Source organism: Amycolatopsis roodepoortensis, from assembly GCF_024628825.1.
GTDB lineage: Bacteria > Actinomycetota > Actinomycetes > Mycobacteriales > Pseudonocardiaceae > Amycolatopsis > Amycolatopsis roodepoortensis.
This window is the reverse complement of sequence record NZ_CP102415.1, coordinates 1,134,765-1,155,615: the sequence shown is the minus strand read 5'-3', so window position 1 is coordinate 1,155,615 and position 20,851 is coordinate 1,134,765. Positions and strand designations below refer to the sequence as shown.

The following is a 20,851-nucleotide window of genomic DNA, read 5'->3' as shown; positions in this document are numbered from 1 at the left end:
CTTGTCCGCGTAGCCCGGATTCGCGGTAACAGCCCGTTGGGCGCCTTAGCTCAGGGCACCCGGGTGAAGCCCGGCACCCGCGCTAACGAAAAACGAAATATTCCGTCTTCTTCACCGAGCCCACAGGAATTCCGGCTCCGGCCGGGTCTCGAAAGGGAAGTCCATGTCACGAAGACCATCGCTCGTCGTCCTGGCCGCCGTTTCGGCGATGCTCGCGTCCACCGCGGTCGCCGCCGCGGCTCCGCCGGGAGTGGATCCGGCCGCGCTCGATCTCACCCTGAACGCGGGGCAGAGCACGACCGTGACCAAGAACGTGACGACCTCTGCCGTACCGCCGAATCCCGATCTCGTCCTGCTCGCGGACACCACCGGCAGCATGGGCGGGCCGATCGGCAACGTGCGGACGAACGCCGGCGCCATCACCGGTGACGTCCTCGCCGCGCAGCCGACCGCCCAGTTCGGTGTCGCCGAGTACAAGGACTTCACCGACTCGGTGCCGTTCAAGGTCAATCAGGGCATCACGGGGGACACGACCGCCGTGCAGGCGGGGATCGACCAGTGGGTGGCCACGGGCGGCGGGGACACGCCGGAGGCGAACCTGAACGCGCTCTACCAGCTGGCCACCGGCGCGGTGGCCTTCCGGCCGGACGGCACCCGCATCATCGCGTGGTTCGGCGACGCGCCGTCGCACGACCCGAGCGGCGGGCACACCCTGGCCCAGACCATCGCGGCGCTGCAGGCGGCGAAGATCCGCGTGGTCGCCGTCAACGTCGGTGCCCTCGACGCCACGGGCCAGGCCTCCGCCATCACCTCGGCCACGGGCGGGGTGCTGCTGAACAACGTCCCGGCCGGTCAGGTCTCCCAGGCCATCCTGGACGGCATCAAGGCCATCGAGGTCACGGTGACCCCGAAGGTGACCAGCTGCGATCCGCAGCTCACCGTCACCAACGCCCCGGCCAGTGTCACGGTGGCCAGCGGCGGGGTCGCCACGTTCACCGAGACGATCTCGGCCGCCGCCGGTGCCGCTCCCGGCACCTACCAGTGCGTCGTCGACTACCAGGTCGACGGGGCTTCGCGGGGATACATCGAGACCACGACCGTGCGCGTGCTCGGCCTGAGCATCGACGACGTGACCGTCGGCGAGGGATCCGGCGGCGCGCAGGTGCCAGCGACGTTCACGGTGTCGCTGCTCGGCGGCCCCAGCCCGAATCCGGTGACCGTCCAGTACGCGACCGCCAACGGCACCGCGTCCGCGCCCGCCGACTACACGGCGACGAGCGGGACGGTCACGTTCGCCCCGGGCCAGACGACCAGGCCGGTGACCGTCCTGGTCAACCCGGACACCGTCGACGAGCCGAACGAGACGTTCACGGTGAACCTCTCGGCCCCGTCGGGCGCCGGTCTCATCGACGCGACCGGGGTCGGCACGATCGTCGACGACGACCGTGACGGCGTCTTCTCCTGCACCGGCACCGCGGCGAACGTCCTCGGGGTGACCGCGGCGCGGGCGAACCCGGCCAACCTGCCTTGTGCCGACGACAGCAGCACCGTCGCCGCCGCGACGCTCAACGCCGGCCTGATCAAGGTCGACACCAAGGTGCTGACCGCGTCGACCGATCTCACGCCGGACGACCAGTCGGCGGCCCCGGCCGCGGGCGATCGCGCGCTGGCGTCGGCCAAGATCGACAAGACGGTGATCAGCACGCTCGGGCTGACCGTCGAACTCGGTGTGATCCAGTCGCAGGCGACCGCGACCTGTCAGCCGTCTCCGGGCGGGCTCGCCCCGGTGCTGGCGGGCAGTTCGAACGTCGCCTCGTTGAAGATCAACGGTGAGTCGATCACCGTGGGCTCGACGCCGCTGACCATCCCGCTGGTCATCGGTTCGCTGAAGCTCAACGGCCAGACCGTGGCGAACGGCGTGGTGAAGCAGCAGGCCGTCGCGCTGGACACCGCGCTCGCGAAGATCGTGCTCGCGGAGTCCCAGGCCGACGTGCACGGAACCTCGGCGCATCCGGCGGGCAACCCCTGCCGTCGCTGAGCCGGTGAATCCCGCCGGGACGGACGGAACCTCGTCCGTCCCGGCGGGCTGCTCAGGGAAGGGCCTTCACCGCGGCCGCGGTGGCGTCCGCCAGGAGCTTGTTGTCGATCTTGGCGTCCTTCTCGGACCGGTCGGTCAGCACCGAGATGACGATCGGCGCCCGGTTCGGCGGCCACACGACCCCGATGTCGTTGCGCGTGCCGTAGGCCGCCGTCCCGGTCTTGTCGGCGACCGGCCAGCCGGGCACCCCGGCGCGGATGTTCTGGTCGCCGGTGGTGCTGGCCCGCATCATGTCGACCAGGATCTTGCGTTTGTCCTCGGGGAGGGCGTCGCCGAGCGCGAAGGCGCGCAGGCCCACGGCGAGCGCACGGGGTGTGCTGGTGTCCCGGGCGTCCCCGGGGAAGGTGTCGTTGAGTTCGGGTTCGATCCGGTCGGCGTGGCTAGTGGTGTCGCCGATCCCGCGGAACACCGCATTGAGCCCTTCGGGGCCGCCGAGTTCGCGGAAGAGCAGGTTCCCGCCGGTGTTGTCGCTGTACCGGAGGGTCGCGTCCATGACGGCGCGCAGCGGCATCCCCGTCGCCACGTGTTTCTCCGTGACCGGTGAGTTCACCACCAGGTCCTTACGCTCGTAGGTCACCGTGCGGTCCAGCTCGGCGACCGGTGTCCGCCGCAGGACACCGCCGGCGCTGAACACCTTGTGCGTCGAGGCGTAGGCGAAACGCTCGTCGGCGCGGAAGGCGACCTCGCGACCGGTCGCGGTGTCCACCGCGTACACCCCGAGCCGGGCGCGATAGGTGCGTTCGAGCTGTTCGAAGTCGGCGCGCCCGGTCGCCGCGACCGGAGTAGCGGCGGCCGGCGGGGGCGCTGGGGCGGGTGTGGAACACGCGGCGAGTGACGCGACCGAGAGCGCCAGCAGGGCGGCCCAGCGGCGAGAAGTGACGGACATGCACGCAGTCTGTCCGGCACCGTTCATGCTGTCCAAGACACGAACGGCCCCTTTCATGCACTATCGGCATAGTATGTGGTCGTGGACCTGATCGAGAGCTGCCGGGCGTTCGTGAGCGTGAGCGAAGCCGGGACCTTCACCGCGGGAGCCGCGATCGCGCGTATCCCGCAGCCGGTGGCGAGCCGCCGGATCGCCGCGCTGGAACGGCATTTCGGTGAGCGGCTGTTCGACCGCTCCACCCGCCGCGCCGTGCTCACCCCGTTCGGCCGCGACATGCTGCCGTCGGCGAAACGGCTGGTGGCGCTGGCCGACGCCATGGAGCACGACGCGCAGCGCGCCAGACTGCGGCCGATGCGGCTGGCGATGCCGGACACCTGCACCGTCCGGGAGCTCGCCGAACTCGACGCCGCGGCGCGAGCGCTGGACGTCTTCCTGGAGTTCCGGCAGGCGCCGCCGGGAGAGCGGGCGGAACTCGTGCGCACACAGGAGGTCCGCGCGGCGCTCGCCGCCGTTCCCGCCGAAGAGGGCACCTGGACGGTGCCGCTCGGGCTGGCGGGCGGCGGCAGGCCGCGGGCGGGCGCCCTCCACCTGGAAACGCTGCGCGTCGGCCGGTCCGGCCGGTCGCCCCGCCGGGTCTGGATCCAGCCGGAGGACGACGTCCCGCATATCCGGGATCGCCTCTTCCGCGTCCGTGACTCGGTGGGCCTGCGGCCCGCGCAGGTGTCCGTCGCCGGCGCGCTCACCGCGGCCGCCGCGGCGGTGTTCGGTTCGGACGATCTGCTGCTCTGCTCGGCGGCCCAGGCCACCGACCTCGGACTGAACTGGCGGCCGATCGGGGAAACCCGGCTCGCGCGCGGGTTCGAGATCACGGCGGGGCCCGGCGAGGACGCGCAGCGGCTCCGGGCACGATTGTGGCCGGACATCGCCCGGTGTCTCGGCGCGGAGGAGACGACATGAACACGGAGACCCTGCTCCTCGGGCTGCGCGCCGAACTCGACGACGGCGGCCTGCGCGGTTCGTTCCTCGTGCGCGATCTGCGGACCGGACACGAGATCGGCATCGACCCGGACCTGGAGTTCCCGAGTGCCTCGCTGGTGAAGATCCCGCTCGCCGCGGCGACCCTGGAGCGGATCCGCCGGGGTGAACTGGACGGCTCCGCGCCGATCGACGTCGAGCCGGGACGGGCCACCGCCCCCGGACCGACCGGGCTGACGCGGTTCCGGCATCCGGCCAGGGTGGCGATCGACGACCTGCTCTACCTGACGATGGCCATCAGCGACGAGACCGCCGCGGACGCGCTCTTCGCGCTGACCCCGCCCGCCGAGGTCACCAGGATGACGCGCGAATGGGGCGTTTCCGGGATCACCGCGCGGCATCCGGCCGCGGACCTCAGCGACACACCCGCCGAACGGTTCGCCCCGGCCGACGTCCACCTCGCGCACGCGCTCGCGATCAGCGCGGGTACCGCCGGGCGGGGCCATCCCGTTCCGCAGCTCGACGTCACCCGGGCGAGTTCCGGTTCGGCGCGCGCGTTCGTGAACCTCCTCGAAGCACTGTGGAAACCGTCCAAAGTGGACGAAGGGGTCGCGGCGCGGGTGCGTGAACTCATGGGACTGAACCTGCTGCGTCAGCGACTCAGCCCCGATTTCGTCTCGGACGCCACGAAATGGTCGTCGAAGACCGGCACGGTGCTGAATCTGCGGCACGAGGTCGGGGTGGTCGAACACGCCGACGGCGGGCTGTACGCGATCGCCGCGCTGACCGGATCCCGGGTGCCCGCCGCGATCCAGCCGGAGGCCGAAGTGCTGATGGCCCGAGTGGCGCGGGCGTTGCGGGATCATCTGCGCGAAGGGTGACGTCACGTTTTCCGCCGCCGCCCGGTTCTCAAGGGGGAGAACCGGCGAAGTGGAGGATCGGCATGAAGGTCGTCATCGTGTGCGTTTCGGTGTCCCACGGCAATACGGCGAGGGTCGCCGAAGTACTTGCGGGGGCTCTCGGCGCCCGCGTCGTCAGCCCCGAGGAGATCGACCCCGCCGAGCTCGATTCCTGTGACCTCGTGGGGTTCGGCTCGGGGATCTTCGGCATGGACTTCCATCCGCGCCTGCGGCGTCTCGTCGAAGAGATGCCGCCGAAGCAGCGGAGGAAGGCGTTCGTGTTCAGCACCAGCGGGTTGCCGGAACCGCGATTCCGGCGGTACACCCGTCGTCTGGCACGGTCGCTCCGCCGCAAGGGCTTCGACGTGGTGGACACGTTCTCGTGCCGGGGTTTCGACACCTGGCTCCCGTTCCGGCTCGTCGGGGGTATCGCCAAGAACCGGCCTGGTACGGCCGATCTCGAAGCGGCGCGACGGTTCGCCGCCGGGCTCGGTGGGTGACGCACCGTGTTTGCGCTCCGTCCGGCGTGGGTATCAGCGGCGCGTGCTCGATCATTCGTACTTCCCGGAACTGAGGGACCAGCGTCTCGTCGTCGACTACGACGACGCCGACGACCCGGTCCTGCTCCGCCCCGACGGATCGCCGATCGACACGTGGCGGGAGAACTACCCGTACACGACGCGGATGTCGCGCGAGGAATACGACGTCGTGAAACGGTCGCTGCAGATCGAACTGCTGAAACTGCAGTACTGGATCAAGGACACCGGCGGGCGCATGGTGATCCTGTTCGAGGGGCGCGACGCGGCGGGCAAGGGCGGCACGATCAAACGGTTCACCGAACACCTCAACCCACGCGGCGCGCGAGTGGTGGCGCTGAGCAAGCCCACCGAACGCGAGCAGGGGGAGTGGTACTTCCAGCGCTACGTGAACCACCTGCCCACCGAGGGCGAGATCGTGCTGTTCGACCGGTCCTGGTACAACCGCGCCGGCGTCGAACGGGTGATGGGGTACTGCACGGACGAACAGTACGAGCGCTTCATGCGACAGGCGCCGACGTTCGAGGAGATGCTCGTCGACGACGGGATCATCCTCGTCAAACTCTGGTTCTCGGTGTCGAGGTCCGAGCAGCGGACCCGGTTCCTCATCCGGCAGGTCGACCCGGTGCGGCAATGGAAACTGAGCCCCAACGACATCAAGTCGCTCGACCGCTGGGACGCCTACACCGAGGCGAAGGTCGCGATGTTCCGGTCCACCGACACGGAGATCGCGCCGTGGACGGTGGTCAAGAGCAACGACAAGAAACGCGCGCGCGTCGAGGCGATGCGCAGCGTCCTCGCCCGCGTGGACTACGCCGACAAGGACGAGGACGCCGTCGGCGACCCGGATCTGAAAGTGGTCGGCGCCGCGGCGACCCTGCTGGAGGAGGGGGAGGACGAGGCGTCGCTCAGCCCGACCCCGATCGCGCCGTCGCCGGACCCCGACCACGGACCGGGCCTGCACCCGTAACTCACGTGATCAGAGGCGTAACTCGCGTGCTTGAAGGCGTAACTCGCGAGTTACGCCTCTGATCACGCGAGTTACGTGTCCGATCACGCGAGTGTCGAGATCCTGCCATGTCGGGTATCCGCCACCTTCCGGCCGTGTGGGAAAGCTGATCACCCGTCTTTACTTCACGTACGGACGTCGGGGGGCTCCTGTCGAAAGGGATCATGGTGATCAGTAGTACGAGAAAGACGCGGAGGGGCACGGTGGCCGTGGTCGCCGGTGCGTTCCTGGCCTCCGGCCTGGTGCCGGCCCCGGCCGCGGGTGCGGCACCCGCGGTCAAGGCCGATCCGGACACCGCGGCGCTCGCCGGCGCGCTGACCAATCAGACCGTGGCCTGGGGCGAGTGCTCGTTCCCGTCGGTCGCGCCGGCGACGGAAGCCGAACTGAAGAAGGTCAAGGGCCTCGCCTGCGCCACCGTCCAGGTGCCGCGCGACTGGCACAACCCGCAGGACGGCAACACCATCGGCGTCCGCGTGTCCAAGACCGCGACCGCCTACCCCGGCACCGGCAGGCAGGGCATCGCGCTGGTCAACCCCGGCGGGCCCGGCGGCGAAGGTCTCCCGTGGGGCGCCGCGATGGCGATGCGCAGCCCCGTGCTGGCCTCGCAGTACGACTTCGTCGGTTTCGACCCCCGCGGCGTCGGCCAGAGCACCCCGCTGACCTGCAGCTACACCGTCCCGGACAGCACGGATCAGAACGTGATCAGCCGGGCGAAGGTCGAGGGCTGCCTGAAGAACCCGCTGACGAAGTTCATCACCACCGAGCAGACCGCCTACGACATGGACTTCATCCGGGTGCTGCTCGGGGAGAAGAAGACCAGCTACATCGGCTACTCGTACGGCACCTGGCTCGGCACCTGGTACGCCACCACGTTCCCGTCCAAGGCGCACCGGTTCCTGCTCGACTCGTCGACCGACGCGAGCCGCTCGACGCTGGAGAAGACCTGGGACCTCCAGCCGCGCAGCCGTGACCGCCAGTTCCAGGAGGCGCTGCTGCCCTACGTCGCGCGCAACGACGCCAAGTACAAGGCGGGCACCGATCCGCTCGAGATCCGCCGCAACTGGGAGAAGGCGGGCGGCACCCGGGAATTCGCGGGCATGCTCTACGCGGCGTGGTTCATCATCCCGGCGATGTACGACACCAGCCAGTACCCGTCGGCGGCTTCCATGGTCGCCGCGCTCGCGAAGGGACCGGCGCCCACCGGAACCGACGCGGAGAAGCTGGAGCAGGTCGTCGCGAAGGCGCTCGCCACCCCCGGGCTGACCGACGCGAACAAGGCGTTCCTGAACAAGGCCAAGGGCAACGCGCTGGAGGCCATCGCGAAGAAGGACTCGGTCGAGCGCAAGGCCTCCTACCAGGGTGGCGCCGAGGTCGAGACCTGGGACGCCGCGTTCGAGGCGATCCGCTGCCAGGACGGCCAGTGGAACCAGAACCTGCACTACTGGAATTTCTGGCAGGCCGATCTGACCGTGAACGCGCCGTTCATCGCGCCGATCATGGCCCTGTCGGGTGCGCCGCTGTGCGCGTTCTGGCCGACCCCCAACGCCAAGCCGGCGCCGGACGCCAAGACGTTCCCGAAGGTGCTGATCGCGCAGACCGAACTCGACGCGGCGACGCCGTACGAGGGCGCGCTGGCCACCGCGAACGGACTGCCGGGCGCCAAGATGATCAGTGTCGACAACGAAGGCAGCCACGGGATCTTCCCGTACAACACCGACTGCGTCGACGACCCGATCGTCGCCTACTTCCAGACCGGGCTCACGCCGAAGAAGAAGTTCACCGGCTGCCAGGGTCTCCCGCTGCCGGGTGAGGACAAGACGGTCGAGGTCGGCGGTCACCTCGGGCACGACGGGAAGATCAAGATCAAGATGATCACGCCCCAGGTGCGCAAGGCGAACGAGATCGTCCGTGAGCTGCTGGAAGGCACCGCGACGCCGGAAGCGGACGAGAAGGGCATGCCCGCCAACGCCTAGTCTCGGATGGTGTCGACGAGAGGCTCCCGCGGTTCGCGGGAGCCTCTCCGTCATGATCTGTGACGGTTTCGTTATCGGTCCAGGCGCACGATCCGGCCGTTTTCCCGCTCAAGAACCATGAGCCGTGACATCGATGTCACGTCGATCGATCCTGGGGTGGGGGAGGAGAAGCGTCATGCTCGCCGAGTCGCGGGGCCTGTCGATGGAGGCCGAGCAGCTGTACCGGGCCCTGCTGGACGGGCGTCCGATCACGCCCGGCGCCGAGCTGGCGGAGCTGGAGCGGTTCGGCCTGATCCGGGCCGGCGCGTCCGGGGTCGAGGTGTGCCCGCCGCGTGCGGCGCTGTCGGCGTTCGCGGCGCAGCACGAGGCCGCGGCGATCCGCGCGCGGGAAGCGGCCGAGGTGCTCGGCGCCGCCTATTCGCTGCGCACGGGCCGGGACGCGGACTTCGTCGAGGTGCTGCGCAGCCGCGACGAGGTGATCGCCACCTTCGAAGCCATGCAGACCCAGGCTGGTGCCGATATCGTCGCGCTGGACCCGGGGTCGTACATGAGCCCGAAGGCCGAAGTGAGCACGGTGCAGCCCGGTTCGATGGCGCGCGGCATCGCGTACCGCGTCGTCTACGACTCGTCCGTGCTGCAGCACGACGACGGATTCGCCCAGGTGCAGTCGAGTATCGCGCTCGGCGAGCAGGCCAGGGTGTTCCCCGGGCTGCCGCTGAAGCTGGTGATCGCCGACAGCAACCGGGCGCTGATCGCGGTCCCGAATTCCGACGCCGGTGACGTCCTCGCCCTGCTGATCCATCCGTCGATGCTGCTGAGCGCGCTGATCGAGTTGTTCGAATCCTTCTGGCGGATGGCCGTGCCCGTGCGGGCGGGCGGCCCGGACGACGCCGAAGCGGCGCAGGAACCGACCGTCGCCACACGCCGCCTGCTCGCGCTGCTGAGCGGAGGCCTGACCGACGAGGCGATCGCGCGCGAGCTCGGCATCAGCGAGCGCACGGTGCTGCGGCGGATCAGCCGGTTGCAGGAACTGCTCGGCGCGCGGACCCGCTTCCAGCTCGGAGCGCAGGCTTCGCGCCAGGGCTGGTTATAGCGCGAGTGTGAAGAGGGCGGGCGGGAATTGTCACGTGGGTGGGGGGTCGCGTCTCGTGAGTGGTAAGGACGGTTAGAACCGTCTTTGCCACTCACGAGGATGGACAATGAGAGCGACGCTGCTCATGATCGGGCTCGGGGCCTTCGTCACCACCCTCGACAACACGATCGTCGCGGCGGGCGCGCCTTCGCTCGCCCGCGAACTCGGGCTCGATCTCCCCACGCTGCAATGGGTGAGCATCGGCTACATGCTTCCGTTCGCCGGGTTGCTGCCGGTCGCGGGAACGCTGGTGGACCGCTGGGGCCAGGCCGCGACCCTGCGGGCGGGGCTGCTCGCGTTCGGCGCCGGCGCGGCCGCCGGAGGGTTCGCCACGACGGCGTGGCTCGTGATCTCCGCGCGGGTGCTGCAGGGTGCCGCCGCGGCGTTCCTGGTCCCGGCCCTGCTCAGCCTGCTCCGCACCGATCTCGACGCGCGAAGACGGGCTTTCGGAGCGACGGTCTGGACAGCCTGCCTGGCGGCCGCCCTCGCGCTCGGCCCGACACTCGGCGGGGCGCTGAGCGAATATCTGGGCTGGGGCTGGATCTTCTTCGTCAATCTCCCCTTCGTGGCGGCGATGCTGGCGCTGGTACGGAAGGTCGCCCTCGCGAAGCGTGACCCGGCGGCCGGACGACCTGCAGTGCGCTCCATGCTGGTCGTGACGACCGCGATGGTCCTGATCACCGCCGCCGTGGTCGAACCGAGCGCGGTGCTCGGTGCGGTGGGGGCGGCCTTCGCGATCTGGTTCCTGTTCAGGGAAAGACGCGCGCGCGTGCGACTGATGCCGAAGGAGCTGACCAGAACGCGGGTCTTCACCGGCGCGCTCACCGTGCAGCTGCTGTGGGGACTGGGGGTTTCGGGGGTCTTCTTCTTCACACCGTTGCTGCATCAGGAATCCCTCGGCCTCGGGCCGACGCTCGCCGGGCTACCGCTGGTCGTGGTGGCCGTCGCGGTCGTCGCCGCCACGCCGCTCGTGCCCTGGGCCGTACCGCGATGGGGTCCACATCGGACAGTCGCGGCCGGGCTGGCCACGGTGGCCGCCGGACTGCTGGCGATCGCCGCGGTCAACCACCTGCCGGAAGTGCCGCCGAGGATTCCCGGGCTGGTGCTGATCGGCGCCGGATCGGCCCTGACCACGCCGCTGACCTCGTACGCGCTGGAAATCGTCGCGGAACGGCACGCGGGCACCGCCTCCGGCCTGCTCACCGCGTCCCGTGAACTGTCGAGCGCGCTGGGGGTCGCGCTGATCGGGACCGTGCTGTCGGTGGTCCGCACGGCCCGGCTCGACGAGGGCGCCCCGGCCGCGCTGGCCGACGGCTACACGGCGGGGCTGCTGACCGCGGCGGCGCTGCAACTCGCCGGAGCGCTCCTCGCGCTCCGGCTCCTGAACCCCCGAAGTTCGTGCCGAAGTGACAAGGGGAGTGCCCCCTTTCTCACGTCCCCGTGAGCACGTCCGCGCTTCCGGCGGCGTTCCATCATCCTTTCATTGACACTCTTCCCGCGACGTCCATACAGTTCCGGTCAGATAAAGAACGGTCTCCGGAATGGAATCCGCTTTCGGCAACGGCGCCGTTCCGAATTCACCCGCTCCTGTACGAATCGTCACAACGAGGGGCCATGGAAACCATTTCGGAATCGGTCGTCGCCGTCCACGGGCCGGACGACGCACGCGGCGGGGAGTCGTTCGCGACGCTGCTGAGGTACTGGGCGTGGCGGCTCGGCGACGACGTCGCGGTCACCTACCTCGACCATCGAGCCGGGGCCGACGGCCGGGCGATCACCCTGTCCTGGCGCGAACTCGACGACCGGGTCGACGCGCTCGCCACCCGGCTGACCGGGTTCACCGGCCCGGGTGACCGGGCCGCGATCCTGGCCCGGCAGTCCGTCGATTACGTCGTCGCCTTCCTCGGCGCGATCCGCGCCGGGCTGATCGCGGTCCCGCTGTTCTCCCCGAGCCTCCCCGGGCACGCGGGAAGGCTGGCCGCCGTGCTCGCCGACTGCGCGCCGAGGGTCGTGCTCACGACCACCGACGGACTCGACGACGCCGCCGGTTTCCTCGCCTCGACGGATTTCGAGCGCCCCGCCGTGCTCGCCGTCGACACCACAGCTCCGGTCTCGGCCGGTGATCGCTCCTGGCCGCGACCGGAACCGGACGAAGTGGCGTACCTGCAGTACACGTCCGGTTCCACGCGAACGCCGGCGGGCGTGATGCTGACCCACCGCAACGCGCTCACCAACGCCCGTCAAGCGTGTGACGCCTACGCGGTCGAGACCGCGACGACCTCCACTGTCAGCTGGCTGCCGCTCTTCCACGACATGGGCCTGATCCTCGGGATCGGCGCACCGCTGGCGGCGGGTGCGGCGTCGGTCCTGATGGATCCCCACGCCTTCCTGGAACGTCCGTCGCGGTGGTTGCGCGCGCTCTCGGCCAGCCCGGGCGCGATCAGCGCGGCACCCAATTTCGCCTACGCCTACGCCGCTTCCCGGGTCACCGAGGCCGAGAAGAGCTATCTCGAACTGAGCCGGGTCGTCTCGCTGATCAACGGCAGCGAACCGGTTCTTCCGTCGACCATCGCGAAGTTCCACGGCGCCTTCGAGGAATGCGGGCTGCGCCCGGAGGTGCACCGGTCCTCGTACGGGTTGGCCGAGGCCACGGTGCTCGTCTCCGTCACCGAGGCGGGCAAGGCACCACGGCAGGTCGCCTTCGACCGCGACCGGCTCGCCGCCGGACTCGCGACGCCCGCATTGCCCGGCGCGGCGTCCACCACGCTCGTCTCCTGCGGATTCCCGGCGGGGCAACGGATCCGCATCGCCGATCCGGCCACCGGCGCGCTGGTCGAACCGGGCCGGGTGGGGGAGATCCAGGTCAACGGCCCGAACGTCGGCGTTGGCTACTGGGGGCGGCCCGCCGCTTCCGAGGGCGTCTTCGGCCTGCCCCCGATCGATCCGGACTCCGGTGCGGGCTGGCTCGCGACCGGGGACCTCGGCGTGCGGTACGAGGGCGAACTGTTCATGACCGGCAGGCTCAAGGACCTCGTCATCGTCGACGGCCGCAACCACTACCCGCAGGACATCGAACAGACCGTGGAGACGCATCCCGCGGTCCGGCCGCATTCCGCCGCGGCTTTCGCGATCGAGCGCGAAGACGGTGAAGCGGCGGTCGTGCTGGTGGAGCGGGCAAAGGGCGCCGAGGCCGACCTCGCCGTCGCGACCGCGGAGATCCGGAGGGCGGTCTCGGCCGCGCACGGTCTGCGGCCGCACGACGTCGTGTTCGTCGCCCCGGGTGAGGTGCCGCGCACCTCCAGCGGCAAGATCAGCCGTGCGTTGTGCCGGAAGTCCTATTCGGACGGTTCGCTGACCGCGCGGCGGCTCGGGTGACCGCGGAGATCCGTGCCTGGCTCATCGCGCGGGTGGCGGAGGTGACCGGCTCGCCCGCGGACCACGTCGATCCGGACCGGCCGCTGCACGAAAGCGGGCTTTCCTCGCGGGAGTCGATGGAACTGGCGGCGGAGCTGGGCCGGTACGCCGGCCGTCCGTTGCCGCCGACCCTGGTGTGGCAGTACCCGACGATCACCGCCCTCGCCGCCCGTCTGTCCACAGTGGAGGAATCCACGGTCGTGAGCGGCGAAGGCCGCGAGGAGGAACCGATCGCGATCGTCGGCGTCGGGTGTCGCCTGCCCGGCGGCGCGGACTCCCCGGAGGGCTACTGGCGGCTCCTGGACGCCGGACGCGACGGTATCCGCGTGGTTCCGGAGGATCGCTGGGAGATCCCCGCGCGTGGCGGATTCCTCAGCGACGTCGCCGGTTTCGACGCCGAGTTCTTCGGCATCACACCGGGCGAGGCCGAAGCGATGGATCCCCAGCAGCGGATGCTGCTCGAAGTGACCTGGGCGGCGCTGGAGCACGCCGGGATCCCGCCGTCCACGCTGCGGGGAAGCCGGACCGGGGTGTTCGTCGGGCTTTCGGCCGGCGAGTACGGCCACCTGACGATGGCCGACCCCGCCACCGTCGACGTCTGGTCCGCCACCGGTGCCGCCACGAGTATCGCCGCCAACCGGCTGTCGTACCTGTTCGACCTGCGCGGGCCCAGCCTCACCGTCGACACCGCGTGCTCGTCCTCGCTGGTCGCGGTGCATCAAGCGGTGCAGAGCCTGCGCAGCGGCGAATGCGGGACGGCGCTCGCCGCCGGGGTGAACCTGCTGCTCTCACCAGCGGTCACGGCCTCCTTCCAGCGGGCCGGGGTGCTGGCCCCGGACGGGTACTGCAAACCGTTCGACGCCGCCGCCGACGGCATCGCCCGCGGCGAGGGCTGCGGCGTGATCGTGCTCAGACCGCTGAAGGCCGCCCGCCGTGCGGGGGACCGGGTGCTCGCGGTGATCCGTGGCAGCGCGGTCAATTCCGACGGCCGGTCCAACGGTCTCGTCGCGCCAAATCCCGGCGCGCAGGCGGACCTGTTGCGGGACGCGTACGCGGCGGCGGGCGTCGATCCGTCCACTGTGGATTACGTGGAGGCGCACGGGACCGGGACGGCGGTGGGGGATCCGATCGAGGCGGGCGCGCTCGGCGAGGTGCTCGGGGCCGCACGGGAACCCGCCCGCCCGCTCCTGATCGGCTCGGTGAAGGGGAACCTCGGCCATCTGGAGGGCGCGGCCGGGATGGCCGGGCTGATCAAGGTCGTCCTCGCGATGGTCCACCGGCGGCTGCCGCCGACCCCGCATCATCACGAAGCCAGCCCGCACGTCGATTTCGCCGGTCTCGGCCTCCGGGTCGTGAACACCGGGACGGACTGGCCGCGGTACTCCGACGTCGTGCGCGCCGGGGTCTCCGCGTTCGGCTTCGGTGGCACCAACGCCCACGTGGTCCTCGAAGAATGGCCCGCAGCGTCGTTCGCCGCTCGCGGGACGGAGACCGGGCGGCCGCGGATCTTCGCGCTGTCCGCGCGGTCGGCCGAGGTACTCCGGGCGCGGGCCGCCGATCTGGCGGACTGGCTCGAAGACCCCGCCCACCGGACGGTCCCGCTGGACGCGGTCGCCGCGACACTGGCCAGGAGCCGCGACCACTTGCCCGTCCGTGGCGCGGTCGTCGCGGAGGAACGCGACCGGGTGGCCGCCGCGTTGCGGGAACTCGCCGCCGGACGTGCTGGTGGTGCCGCCGTCCTCGGCGAGGCCAGACCTGTCTCCGATGTCGTGTTCGTCTTCTCCGGCTACGGCTCCCAGTGGCCCGGGATGGGACGCGTCCTGTTGCGCACCGAGCCCGCGTTCCGTGCCGAGGTCGAAGCACTCGATCCGGTGTTCCGCGCCGAAGCGGGCTTCACGCTGAGCGAGGTGTTCTCCGGCACGCGCGATCTTCCGGATCTCGCGGCGACACAGCTCGCGTTGTTCGGCATGCAGCTGGCTCTCGCCGGGCTCTGGCGCGCGCACGGCGTCGTCCCGGCCGCGGTGCTCGGGCATTCGATGGGTGAGGTCGCGGCCGCCGTCGTCGCGGGGGCGCTGGACGTCGCCGACGGCCTTCGCGTGATGGCCACCCGCGCCCGGCTGCTGGCCGAGGTCGACGCTTCCGGCGACGGCGCGATGGCCGTGGTCGAGCTGTCCCCGGTCGAACTCGCCGACCTGGAAGCGGACTTCCCCGGAATCACCGTCGCGGTCTACGCCTCGCCGGTCCAGTGCACTGTCAGCGGCGGCGCCGAACAGGTCGAGGCGCTCGTGTCGCACGTCGAGAGCATGGGCAGGCTGGCGAAGCGGCTGCCGGTCGGGGGCGCGGGTCATTCGGAAGCCGTCGACGCCGTTCTCGGCCGGTTCCGCGCCGAGCTCGGCGGCCTTTCCCCGCGACCGGTGGAGATTCCCTGCTACAGCAGCGTTCTCGACGATCCACAGAGGTCGGTGGTGTTCGACGTCGAGTACTGGGCGGCGAATCTGCGCCGTCCCGTGCGCTTCAGCCAGGCACTGGCGGCGGCGACCGCCGACGGATACGGCGTGTTCGTCGAGATCTCGCCGCATCCGGTGGCACTGGCCGCGATCGAGCAGAGCACCGGCGCGCTCGCGCTTCCGACGACGAGCCGCAAGAGCGACGAGGCGGTGGCGTTCCTGACCACGCTCGCCCGGCTCCACACCCTCGGGCTGCCCGTCCTGCTCGACGACGGCGGTCCCCGTCCGCTTCCGGTCGACCTGCCCGGCCCGCGCTGGCGGCACCGGCGGTTCTGGCCGCGGCGCCCGGCGGCCCGGACGGCCGGCGAACATCCGTTGCTGGGTGTCCACATCGAACAGCCGACCGGCGGCGGGCACCTGTGGCACGCGGACGTCGGGACCGAGGTACTGCCGTGGCTGGCCGACCACGCGGCGATGGGTGTCCCGTTGTTCCCCGCCGCCGGGTTCCTGGAACTGGCGCTTTCGGCGGCGAAAACGGTGCTGCGTCCCGGACTGCTGCGCATCGGCGGTCTCGAACTGCACCGGGTCCTCCCGCTCGCCGCGCACACCGAGGTGACGACCAGCCTGAGCGCTGGAAGCGTGGACGTGTACGCGCGGTCCGCGGACGGCGGCTGGGTAAGGCACGCCACCGCCCGTGTCCGCGAGGGGAACACCGCGGTGGTGCCGTTCGGCCCGGTCGGGGACGACGCCCGGCCGGTCGACCTCTACCAGGTGCTGGCCGGCGCGGGGCAGAGCTACGGTCCCGCTTTCCGTGGGCTGCGCGACGTCTTGGCCGCGCCGGGCCGGGCTTCGGCGTCGATCGCCCTGCCCGCCGACGATCCGGCCTACGTCCTGCACCCGGTGATCGCCGACGCCTGCCTGCACGCGCTCGCCGCCGCGGCCGGGGACGCGCTCCGCGAAGCCGACGGCGTGTTCCTGCCGCTGACCTTGGGCGAAGTCGTCCTCGCCGGTGATCCGCGCCGGGGTGTCCGGGTCGACGCGGTCCTCGATTCGGTTGATCCGGCCGGCGATGGCCTGGTCGGTGGTGTCCAGTTGGTCGACGCGGACGGCGTCGTCCTGGTCGAGTTCCGTGAGGTCTACTGCCGCCGGTTCCAGCGTTCGTCGCTGCCGGTGCCCATGGCGGATCTGCTGTTCGAAACGGTCTGGCGGGAGGCCGGGCTGCCCGCCCCGGCGGCGGGCTCACGCTGCTGGGTCGTCCTGCACGACGACGTGCCGTGGCTGACGGCGTTGCGTGACCGGCTCGCCGAGGCCGGGGACGAGCTGGTGACGGTCCGGCCCGGGGACCGGAAGGCCCTCGCGGGCGCTCTGAGTTCCCGCGAGGTGGCGGGAGTCCTCGTATGGTCCGGCACTTCGGGGCCGGATCCGATGAGCGCGGCGCGGCGGGTCACCGAGTTGTCCGGTGTCCTCGCCGAACTGGTCGAGACCGCGCCGCGGTTGTGGCTCGTCAGCGTGGATGCCTGGGCCGCCGAACCCGGTGAGCGCGGCGATCCGGGCCAGGCCTGGCTGCGTGGCCTGGTCCGCGTCCTCGCTTTCGAACACCCCGAACTGCGGGCGAGCCAGGTGGACTTCGACGCGGAACCGGACCCCGTCAGACTGGTGGCGGAGATCCGCGCGGACGCGCCCGACGACGAGATCGCGTGGCGCGAGGGAGTCCGGTACACGCGGCTGCTGGCCCGGCCGAAGCTCAGCGAACCTCGCCACGAAACCGTGGTGCGCGACGGCGCATACGTGATCACGGGTGGTCTCGGCGGCCTCGGCCTGGTCGCGGCGGACTGGCTGGCGGCGCGCGGCGCGACCAGGCTCGTCCTTTCCGGACGGCGCGGTGCGAGCCCTGCCGTCGAGCCGCTTCTGGCGGATCTGCGTGAGCAGGGCGCCGACGTCCGCGTGGTGACGGGGGACATCGCCGAGCCGGGGACGGCCGAAGCGCTGGTCGCTGCGGCGACCGAAGGCGGCCTGCCGTTGCGCGGGGTGCTGCACGCGGCCGGCGTGCTGTCCGACGGGGCCGCCGTCAGCCTCGACACCGACGCCGTCGAGGCGGCCTGGCGCGCGAAAGCCCTGGGGGCGTGGCGAGTGCACGAGGCGACGGCCGGACACGAACTCGACTGGTGGCTGACGTATTCGTCGGCGGCGGCGTTGTTCGGATCGCCGGGCCAGACCGCCTACGCCACCGCGAACGCGTGGGTGGACGCCCTCGTCGCGTGGCGCCGCGCCGCGGGATTGCCTGCGGCGACCATCGGCTGGGGAGCCTGGGGCGAAGCGGGCGCGGCCGTCGGCAGCCGCAACCCCGTCCTCGAACCACTCGGCACGGAGGAGGCGCTGGCGGCGATGGACGCCGTGCTGCGCCGTGACCGCGTGTCGACCGGGATCGCCAGGGTCGACGCCGGGACCGTCCTCGCCCTCTTCCCCCGGCTGGCCGGACGGCCGTTCTTCGAAATCCTGGTACCGGGGGACGAGCAGCCCGCCGGACCGTCCACTTGGGACGGATTGGACGCGCTCCGGGCGGTCCTCCCGGAGGCCGCCCGGGAGATGCTGGCCGACTACCTCGCCGGGCTCGTCGCCGGGATGCTCGGCCTCGCCGCGGACGAGATCGACCGGCGGACCCCGCTCACCCGGCTCGGGCTGGATTCGCTCGCCGCCCTGCGTGCCAAGGGAGTCGTGGAACGGGACTTCGGCCTGGAACTGCCCATCCCGCTGTTGTTGCGGGGCGCGGGCCTGGCCGAAATCGCGGACCATCTCGCCGATCAGGCGGGGTTCGGTGCGGGAGACGCCCGGCCCACCGCACCGGTGACGGCCGTCGGCCCACGCGATCCGGCCGAACGCTGGATCGCCCGGCACTGGCAGGCGGAACTAGGCGGTGCGGAACCCGGCGTCCACGAAGACTTCTTCGCCGCCGGTGGCGACGCCAAAGCGGCCGATCGGCTGCGGGCCGTGTTCACCGGGCAGCTGGGAGCCGTTCCCGAACGGCTCTTCGCCACACCGACGATCGCCGCGATGGCCGACCTTCTGCGCGACGACATCGAAGGACGCGGAGGCTGCCCTGTCCGGCAGTTGCGCGAAGGCGGCACGGACCCGGTGTTCCTGTTCCACCCGGCGGGTGGTCCGACGAGTGTCTACGAGGGACTCGTCCGCCTGCTGCCCGAGGGCAGAGCCGTCTACGGGCTCGAACGGATCGACGAAGAGGACACCGTCGAGGCCAAGGCCGAGTGCTATCTCGAGCTGATCCGGGAAATCCAGCCGCGGGGCCCGTACCGGCTGGGCGGTTGGTCGTTCGGGGGCTGCCTCGCCTACGAGACCGCGCGGCGGCTGACGGCGGCCGGGGAGCGCGTCGCTCTCGTGTTCCTGATCGACAGCATCCTGCCGCTGCCCGCGCCGGGGAAACCGGCCCAGGAGATCCTGCTGGACCGGTTCGAGCGGTTCGCGGAGCACATCGAGCGCACCTACGGTGTCACGCTCGACATCCCGCGTGAAGAGCTCGCCCGGCTCGGCGACGAGGAACAGATCCGGCTGGTGATCGCCCACCTGGCCGCGCGGGTTCCCGAGCTGGGGCACGGCGTGCTGCGGCACCAGTACGAGTCCTATGTGGACGCCCGGGTCGCCGAACGGTACGAGCCGGAACCCTATACCGGGCCGGTATTGCTGCTGCGCGCGCAGGAGCCGCATCCGCTGACCACCTCCCTCGATCCGCGTTACCTGCGCACCGACGACGCTCTCGGCTGGGACGCCTTCTGCCCGGATCTGGAGGTCGTGCGGGTGCCGGGCGATCACCTGTCGATGATCGACCCGCCGCATGTCGAGAGGGTCGCCGCGGCCCTCGCGGCCCGGCTCGGGGCGCCCAAGGCGGCGCGGCCGTGACCGACACGACGGCGTTCCGGATCGCCGACCTCGCCGCCCGCAGAGAGGATCTGCGGACGGCGGAGAAGCGGGCCGTCGACCGGCAGCACGCCAAGGGGAAACTGACCGCGCGCGAACGCGTCGAGTTGTTGCTGGACCAGGGTTCCTTCGTCGAACTCGACCAGTTCGCCCGGCACCGGTGCACCGAATTCGGGATGGACGCCAACCGGCCCTACGGCGATGGCGTGGTGACCGGGCACGGCACCGTCGACGGCAGGCAGGTCTGCGTGTTCTCCCAGGACTTCACCGTGTTCGGCGGCAGTATGGGCGAGGTCTTCGGCGAGAAGGTCCTCAAGGTGATGGACCTGGCGATGACGCTGGGCTGCCCCGTGGTCGGGATCAACGACTCCGGCGGCGCGCGCATCCAGGAAGGCGTCGTCTCGCTCGCCTACTACGCCGAACTCGGCAGGCGCAACACGCTGGCGTCCGGTGTCATCCCGCAGATCTCGCTGATCATGGGCCCCTGCGCGGGCGGGGCGGTCTACTCGCCGGCGATCACCGACTTCACCGTGATGGTGGACGAGACCGCGCACATGTTCGTCACCGGGCCGGACGTCGTGCACGCCGTCAGCGGCGAACGGGTCACCGCCCAGCGGCTCGGCGGCGCCGCGGTGAACAGCGAGGTCTCCGGGAACGCCCACCATCGGGCCACCGACGAACACGACGCCATCGACTGGGTGCGGACCCTGCTCGGTTACCTGCCGTCCAACAACCTCGACACCGTCCCGGAATACGCCGACGAGACCGCGCCCGAACCCACCGCCGCCGACCTCGAACTCGACCGGCTGGTGCCCGACGCGCTGAACCAGGCGTACGACATGGCCGAGGTGGTCGTCCGTCTCGTCGACGACGGCGACTTCATGGAGGTGCACAGCGGCTTCGCGCCGAACATGATCTGCGCGTTCGGCCGGATCCGGGGCCGCACGATCGGGGTCGTGGCGAACCAGCCGCGCCATCAGGCGGGCGTGATCGACATCGACGCCTCGGAGAAGGCCGCGCGGTTCGTGCGGTTCTGCGACGCCTTCGGCATCCCGATCCTCACCCTCGCCGACGTCCCCGGGTATCTGCCCGGCGAGACACAGGAACGGCACGGGATCATCCGGCGCGGCGCCAAACTGATCTACGCCTACGCCGAAGCGACGGTGCCGAAGGTGACCGTGGTGATCCGCAAGGCCTACGGCGGCGGCTATGCGGTGATGGGGTCGAAACATCTCGGCGCGGACGTCAACCTGGCCTGGCCCACCGCGGAGATCGCGGTGATGGGCGCCGAGGGCGCGGTGCGGGTGCTGCACCGGCACGAACTGGCCGCCCTGCCCCCGGAACAGCGGTCGGCCGAACAGCGACGGCTCACCGACGCGTACCGCGAACGGCATTCGAATCCCTACCTCGCGGCCGAACGCGGCTACGTCGACCAGGTCATCGCGCCGTCACAAACCCGACTTCAGGTGGCACGGGCGTTGCACGCGCTGCGGACCAAGCGGCAGACCCTCCCGGCCAAGAAGCACGGAAACATCCCGTTGTGAGCAAGGAG

At 70.9% G+C, this 20,851-nt stretch carries 12 protein-coding genes; 11 read left to right on the top strand and 1 reads right to left on the bottom strand.

All coding sequences use genetic code 11. The annotated features are described in order from the left end of the window. Window positions 1-163: 163 nt before the first annotated feature. Window positions 164-2,038, top strand: coding sequence for a Calx-beta domain-containing protein (locus NQK81_RS05470; protein WP_257487319.1), 1,875 nt, complete (start codon window positions 164-166; stop codon window positions 2,036-2,038). A gap of 52 nt (window positions 2,039-2,090) precedes the next feature. Here the strand turns inward: NQK81_RS05470 and bla are convergent, their stop codons facing one another. Then, window positions 2,091-2,984: a class A beta-lactamase gene (bla, locus tag NQK81_RS05465; protein ID WP_257487318.1), complete on the bottom strand. Its 894-nt coding sequence runs from the start codon at window positions 2,982-2,984 to the stop codon at window positions 2,091-2,093. 75 nt (window positions 2,985-3,059) lie between these two features. On the opposite strand from bla, the gene NQK81_RS05460 reads away from it, so the two are divergent. The 10 genes from NQK81_RS05460 to NQK81_RS05415 all read left to right on the top strand — a co-directional run bounded on the left by NQK81_RS05460 (window position 3,060) and on the right by NQK81_RS05415 (window position 20,843). After that, window positions 3,060-3,941 carry a LysR family transcriptional regulator gene (locus tag NQK81_RS05460; protein WP_257487317.1) on the top strand — a complete coding sequence of 294 codons (882 nt, stop codon included), beginning with the start codon at window positions 3,060-3,062 and terminating at the stop codon, window positions 3,939-3,941. Beyond that, window positions 3,938-4,840, top strand: a complete 903-nt coding sequence (locus NQK81_RS05455; protein ID WP_126731323.1) for a serine hydrolase — start codon at window positions 3,938-3,940, stop codon at window positions 4,838-4,840. Before NQK81_RS05460 ends, NQK81_RS05455 begins: the two co-directional genes overlap by 4 nt. 62 nt (window positions 4,841-4,902) lie before the next feature. Continuing rightward, on the top strand, window positions 4,903-5,358 hold the full coding sequence (locus NQK81_RS05450; RefSeq protein WP_257487316.1) for a flavodoxin family protein: 456 nt from the start codon (window positions 4,903-4,905) through the stop codon (window positions 5,356-5,358). A gap of 10 nt (window positions 5,359-5,368) precedes the next feature. After that, window positions 5,369-6,364 (top strand): polyphosphate kinase 2, encoded by a 996-nt coding sequence (ppk2, locus tag NQK81_RS05445; protein WP_257487315.1) that lies wholly within the window; start codon window positions 5,369-5,371, stop codon window positions 6,362-6,364. A 242-nt stretch (window positions 6,365-6,606) separates the two neighbouring features. Next, a complete protein-coding gene (locus NQK81_RS05440; RefSeq protein ID WP_257487314.1) occupies window positions 6,607-8,376 on the top strand; it encodes an alpha/beta hydrolase in 1,770 nt (589 codons plus the stop codon). Between the two features lie 175 nt (window positions 8,377-8,551). Further along, window positions 8,552-9,469, top strand: coding sequence for a helix-turn-helix transcriptional regulator (locus tag NQK81_RS05435; protein ID WP_126731328.1), 918 nt, complete (start codon window positions 8,552-8,554; stop codon window positions 9,467-9,469). Between the two features lie 106 nt (window positions 9,470-9,575). Then, window positions 9,576-10,952, top strand: a complete 1,377-nt coding sequence (locus NQK81_RS05430; RefSeq protein ID WP_257487313.1) for an MFS transporter — start codon at window positions 9,576-9,578, stop codon at window positions 10,950-10,952. 170 nt (window positions 10,953-11,122) lie between these two features. Continuing rightward, window positions 11,123-12,883, top strand: a complete 1,761-nt coding sequence (locus NQK81_RS05425; protein ID WP_257487312.1) for a fatty acyl-AMP ligase — start codon at window positions 11,123-11,125, stop codon at window positions 12,881-12,883. Continuing rightward, window positions 12,880-19,281, top strand: a complete 6,402-nt coding sequence (locus tag NQK81_RS05420) for a type I polyketide synthase (protein ID WP_257487311.1) — start codon at window positions 12,880-12,882, stop codon at window positions 19,279-19,281. Before NQK81_RS05425 ends, NQK81_RS05420 begins: the two co-directional genes overlap by 4 nt. Next, window positions 19,278-20,843, top strand: a complete 1,566-nt coding sequence (locus NQK81_RS05415) for an acyl-CoA carboxylase subunit beta (RefSeq protein ID WP_257487310.1) — start codon at window positions 19,278-19,280, stop codon at window positions 20,841-20,843. The genes NQK81_RS05420 and NQK81_RS05415 overlap by 4 nt, the downstream gene beginning before the upstream one ends. The last annotated feature ends 8 nt before the right edge of the window (window positions 20,844-20,851 follow it).

Excerpts from the sequence above, each read along its gene's own strand:
- NQK81_RS05470 (WP_257487319.1), top strand. The coding sequence starts at position 164 with ATGTCACGAAGACCATCGCTCGTCGTCCTGGCCGCCGTTTCGGCGATG.
- bla (WP_257487318.1), bottom strand. The coding sequence starts at position 2,984 with ATGTCCGTCACTTCTCGCCGCTGGGCCGCCCTGCTGGCGCTCTCGGTC.
- NQK81_RS05455 (WP_126731323.1), top strand. The coding sequence starts at position 3,938 with ATGAACACGGAGACCCTGCTCCTCGGGCTGCGCGCCGAACTCGACGAC.
- NQK81_RS05450 (WP_257487316.1), top strand. The coding sequence starts at position 4,903 with ATGAAGGTCGTCATCGTGTGCGTTTCGGTGTCCCACGGCAATACGGCG.
- NQK81_RS05435 (WP_126731328.1), top strand. The coding sequence starts at position 8,552 with ATGCTCGCCGAGTCGCGGGGCCTGTCGATGGAGGCCGAGCAGCTGTAC.
- NQK81_RS05430 (WP_257487313.1), top strand. The coding sequence starts at position 9,576 with ATGAGAGCGACGCTGCTCATGATCGGGCTCGGGGCCTTCGTCACCACC.
- NQK81_RS05425 (WP_257487312.1), top strand. The coding sequence starts at position 11,123 with ATGGAAACCATTTCGGAATCGGTCGTCGCCGTCCACGGGCCGGACGAC.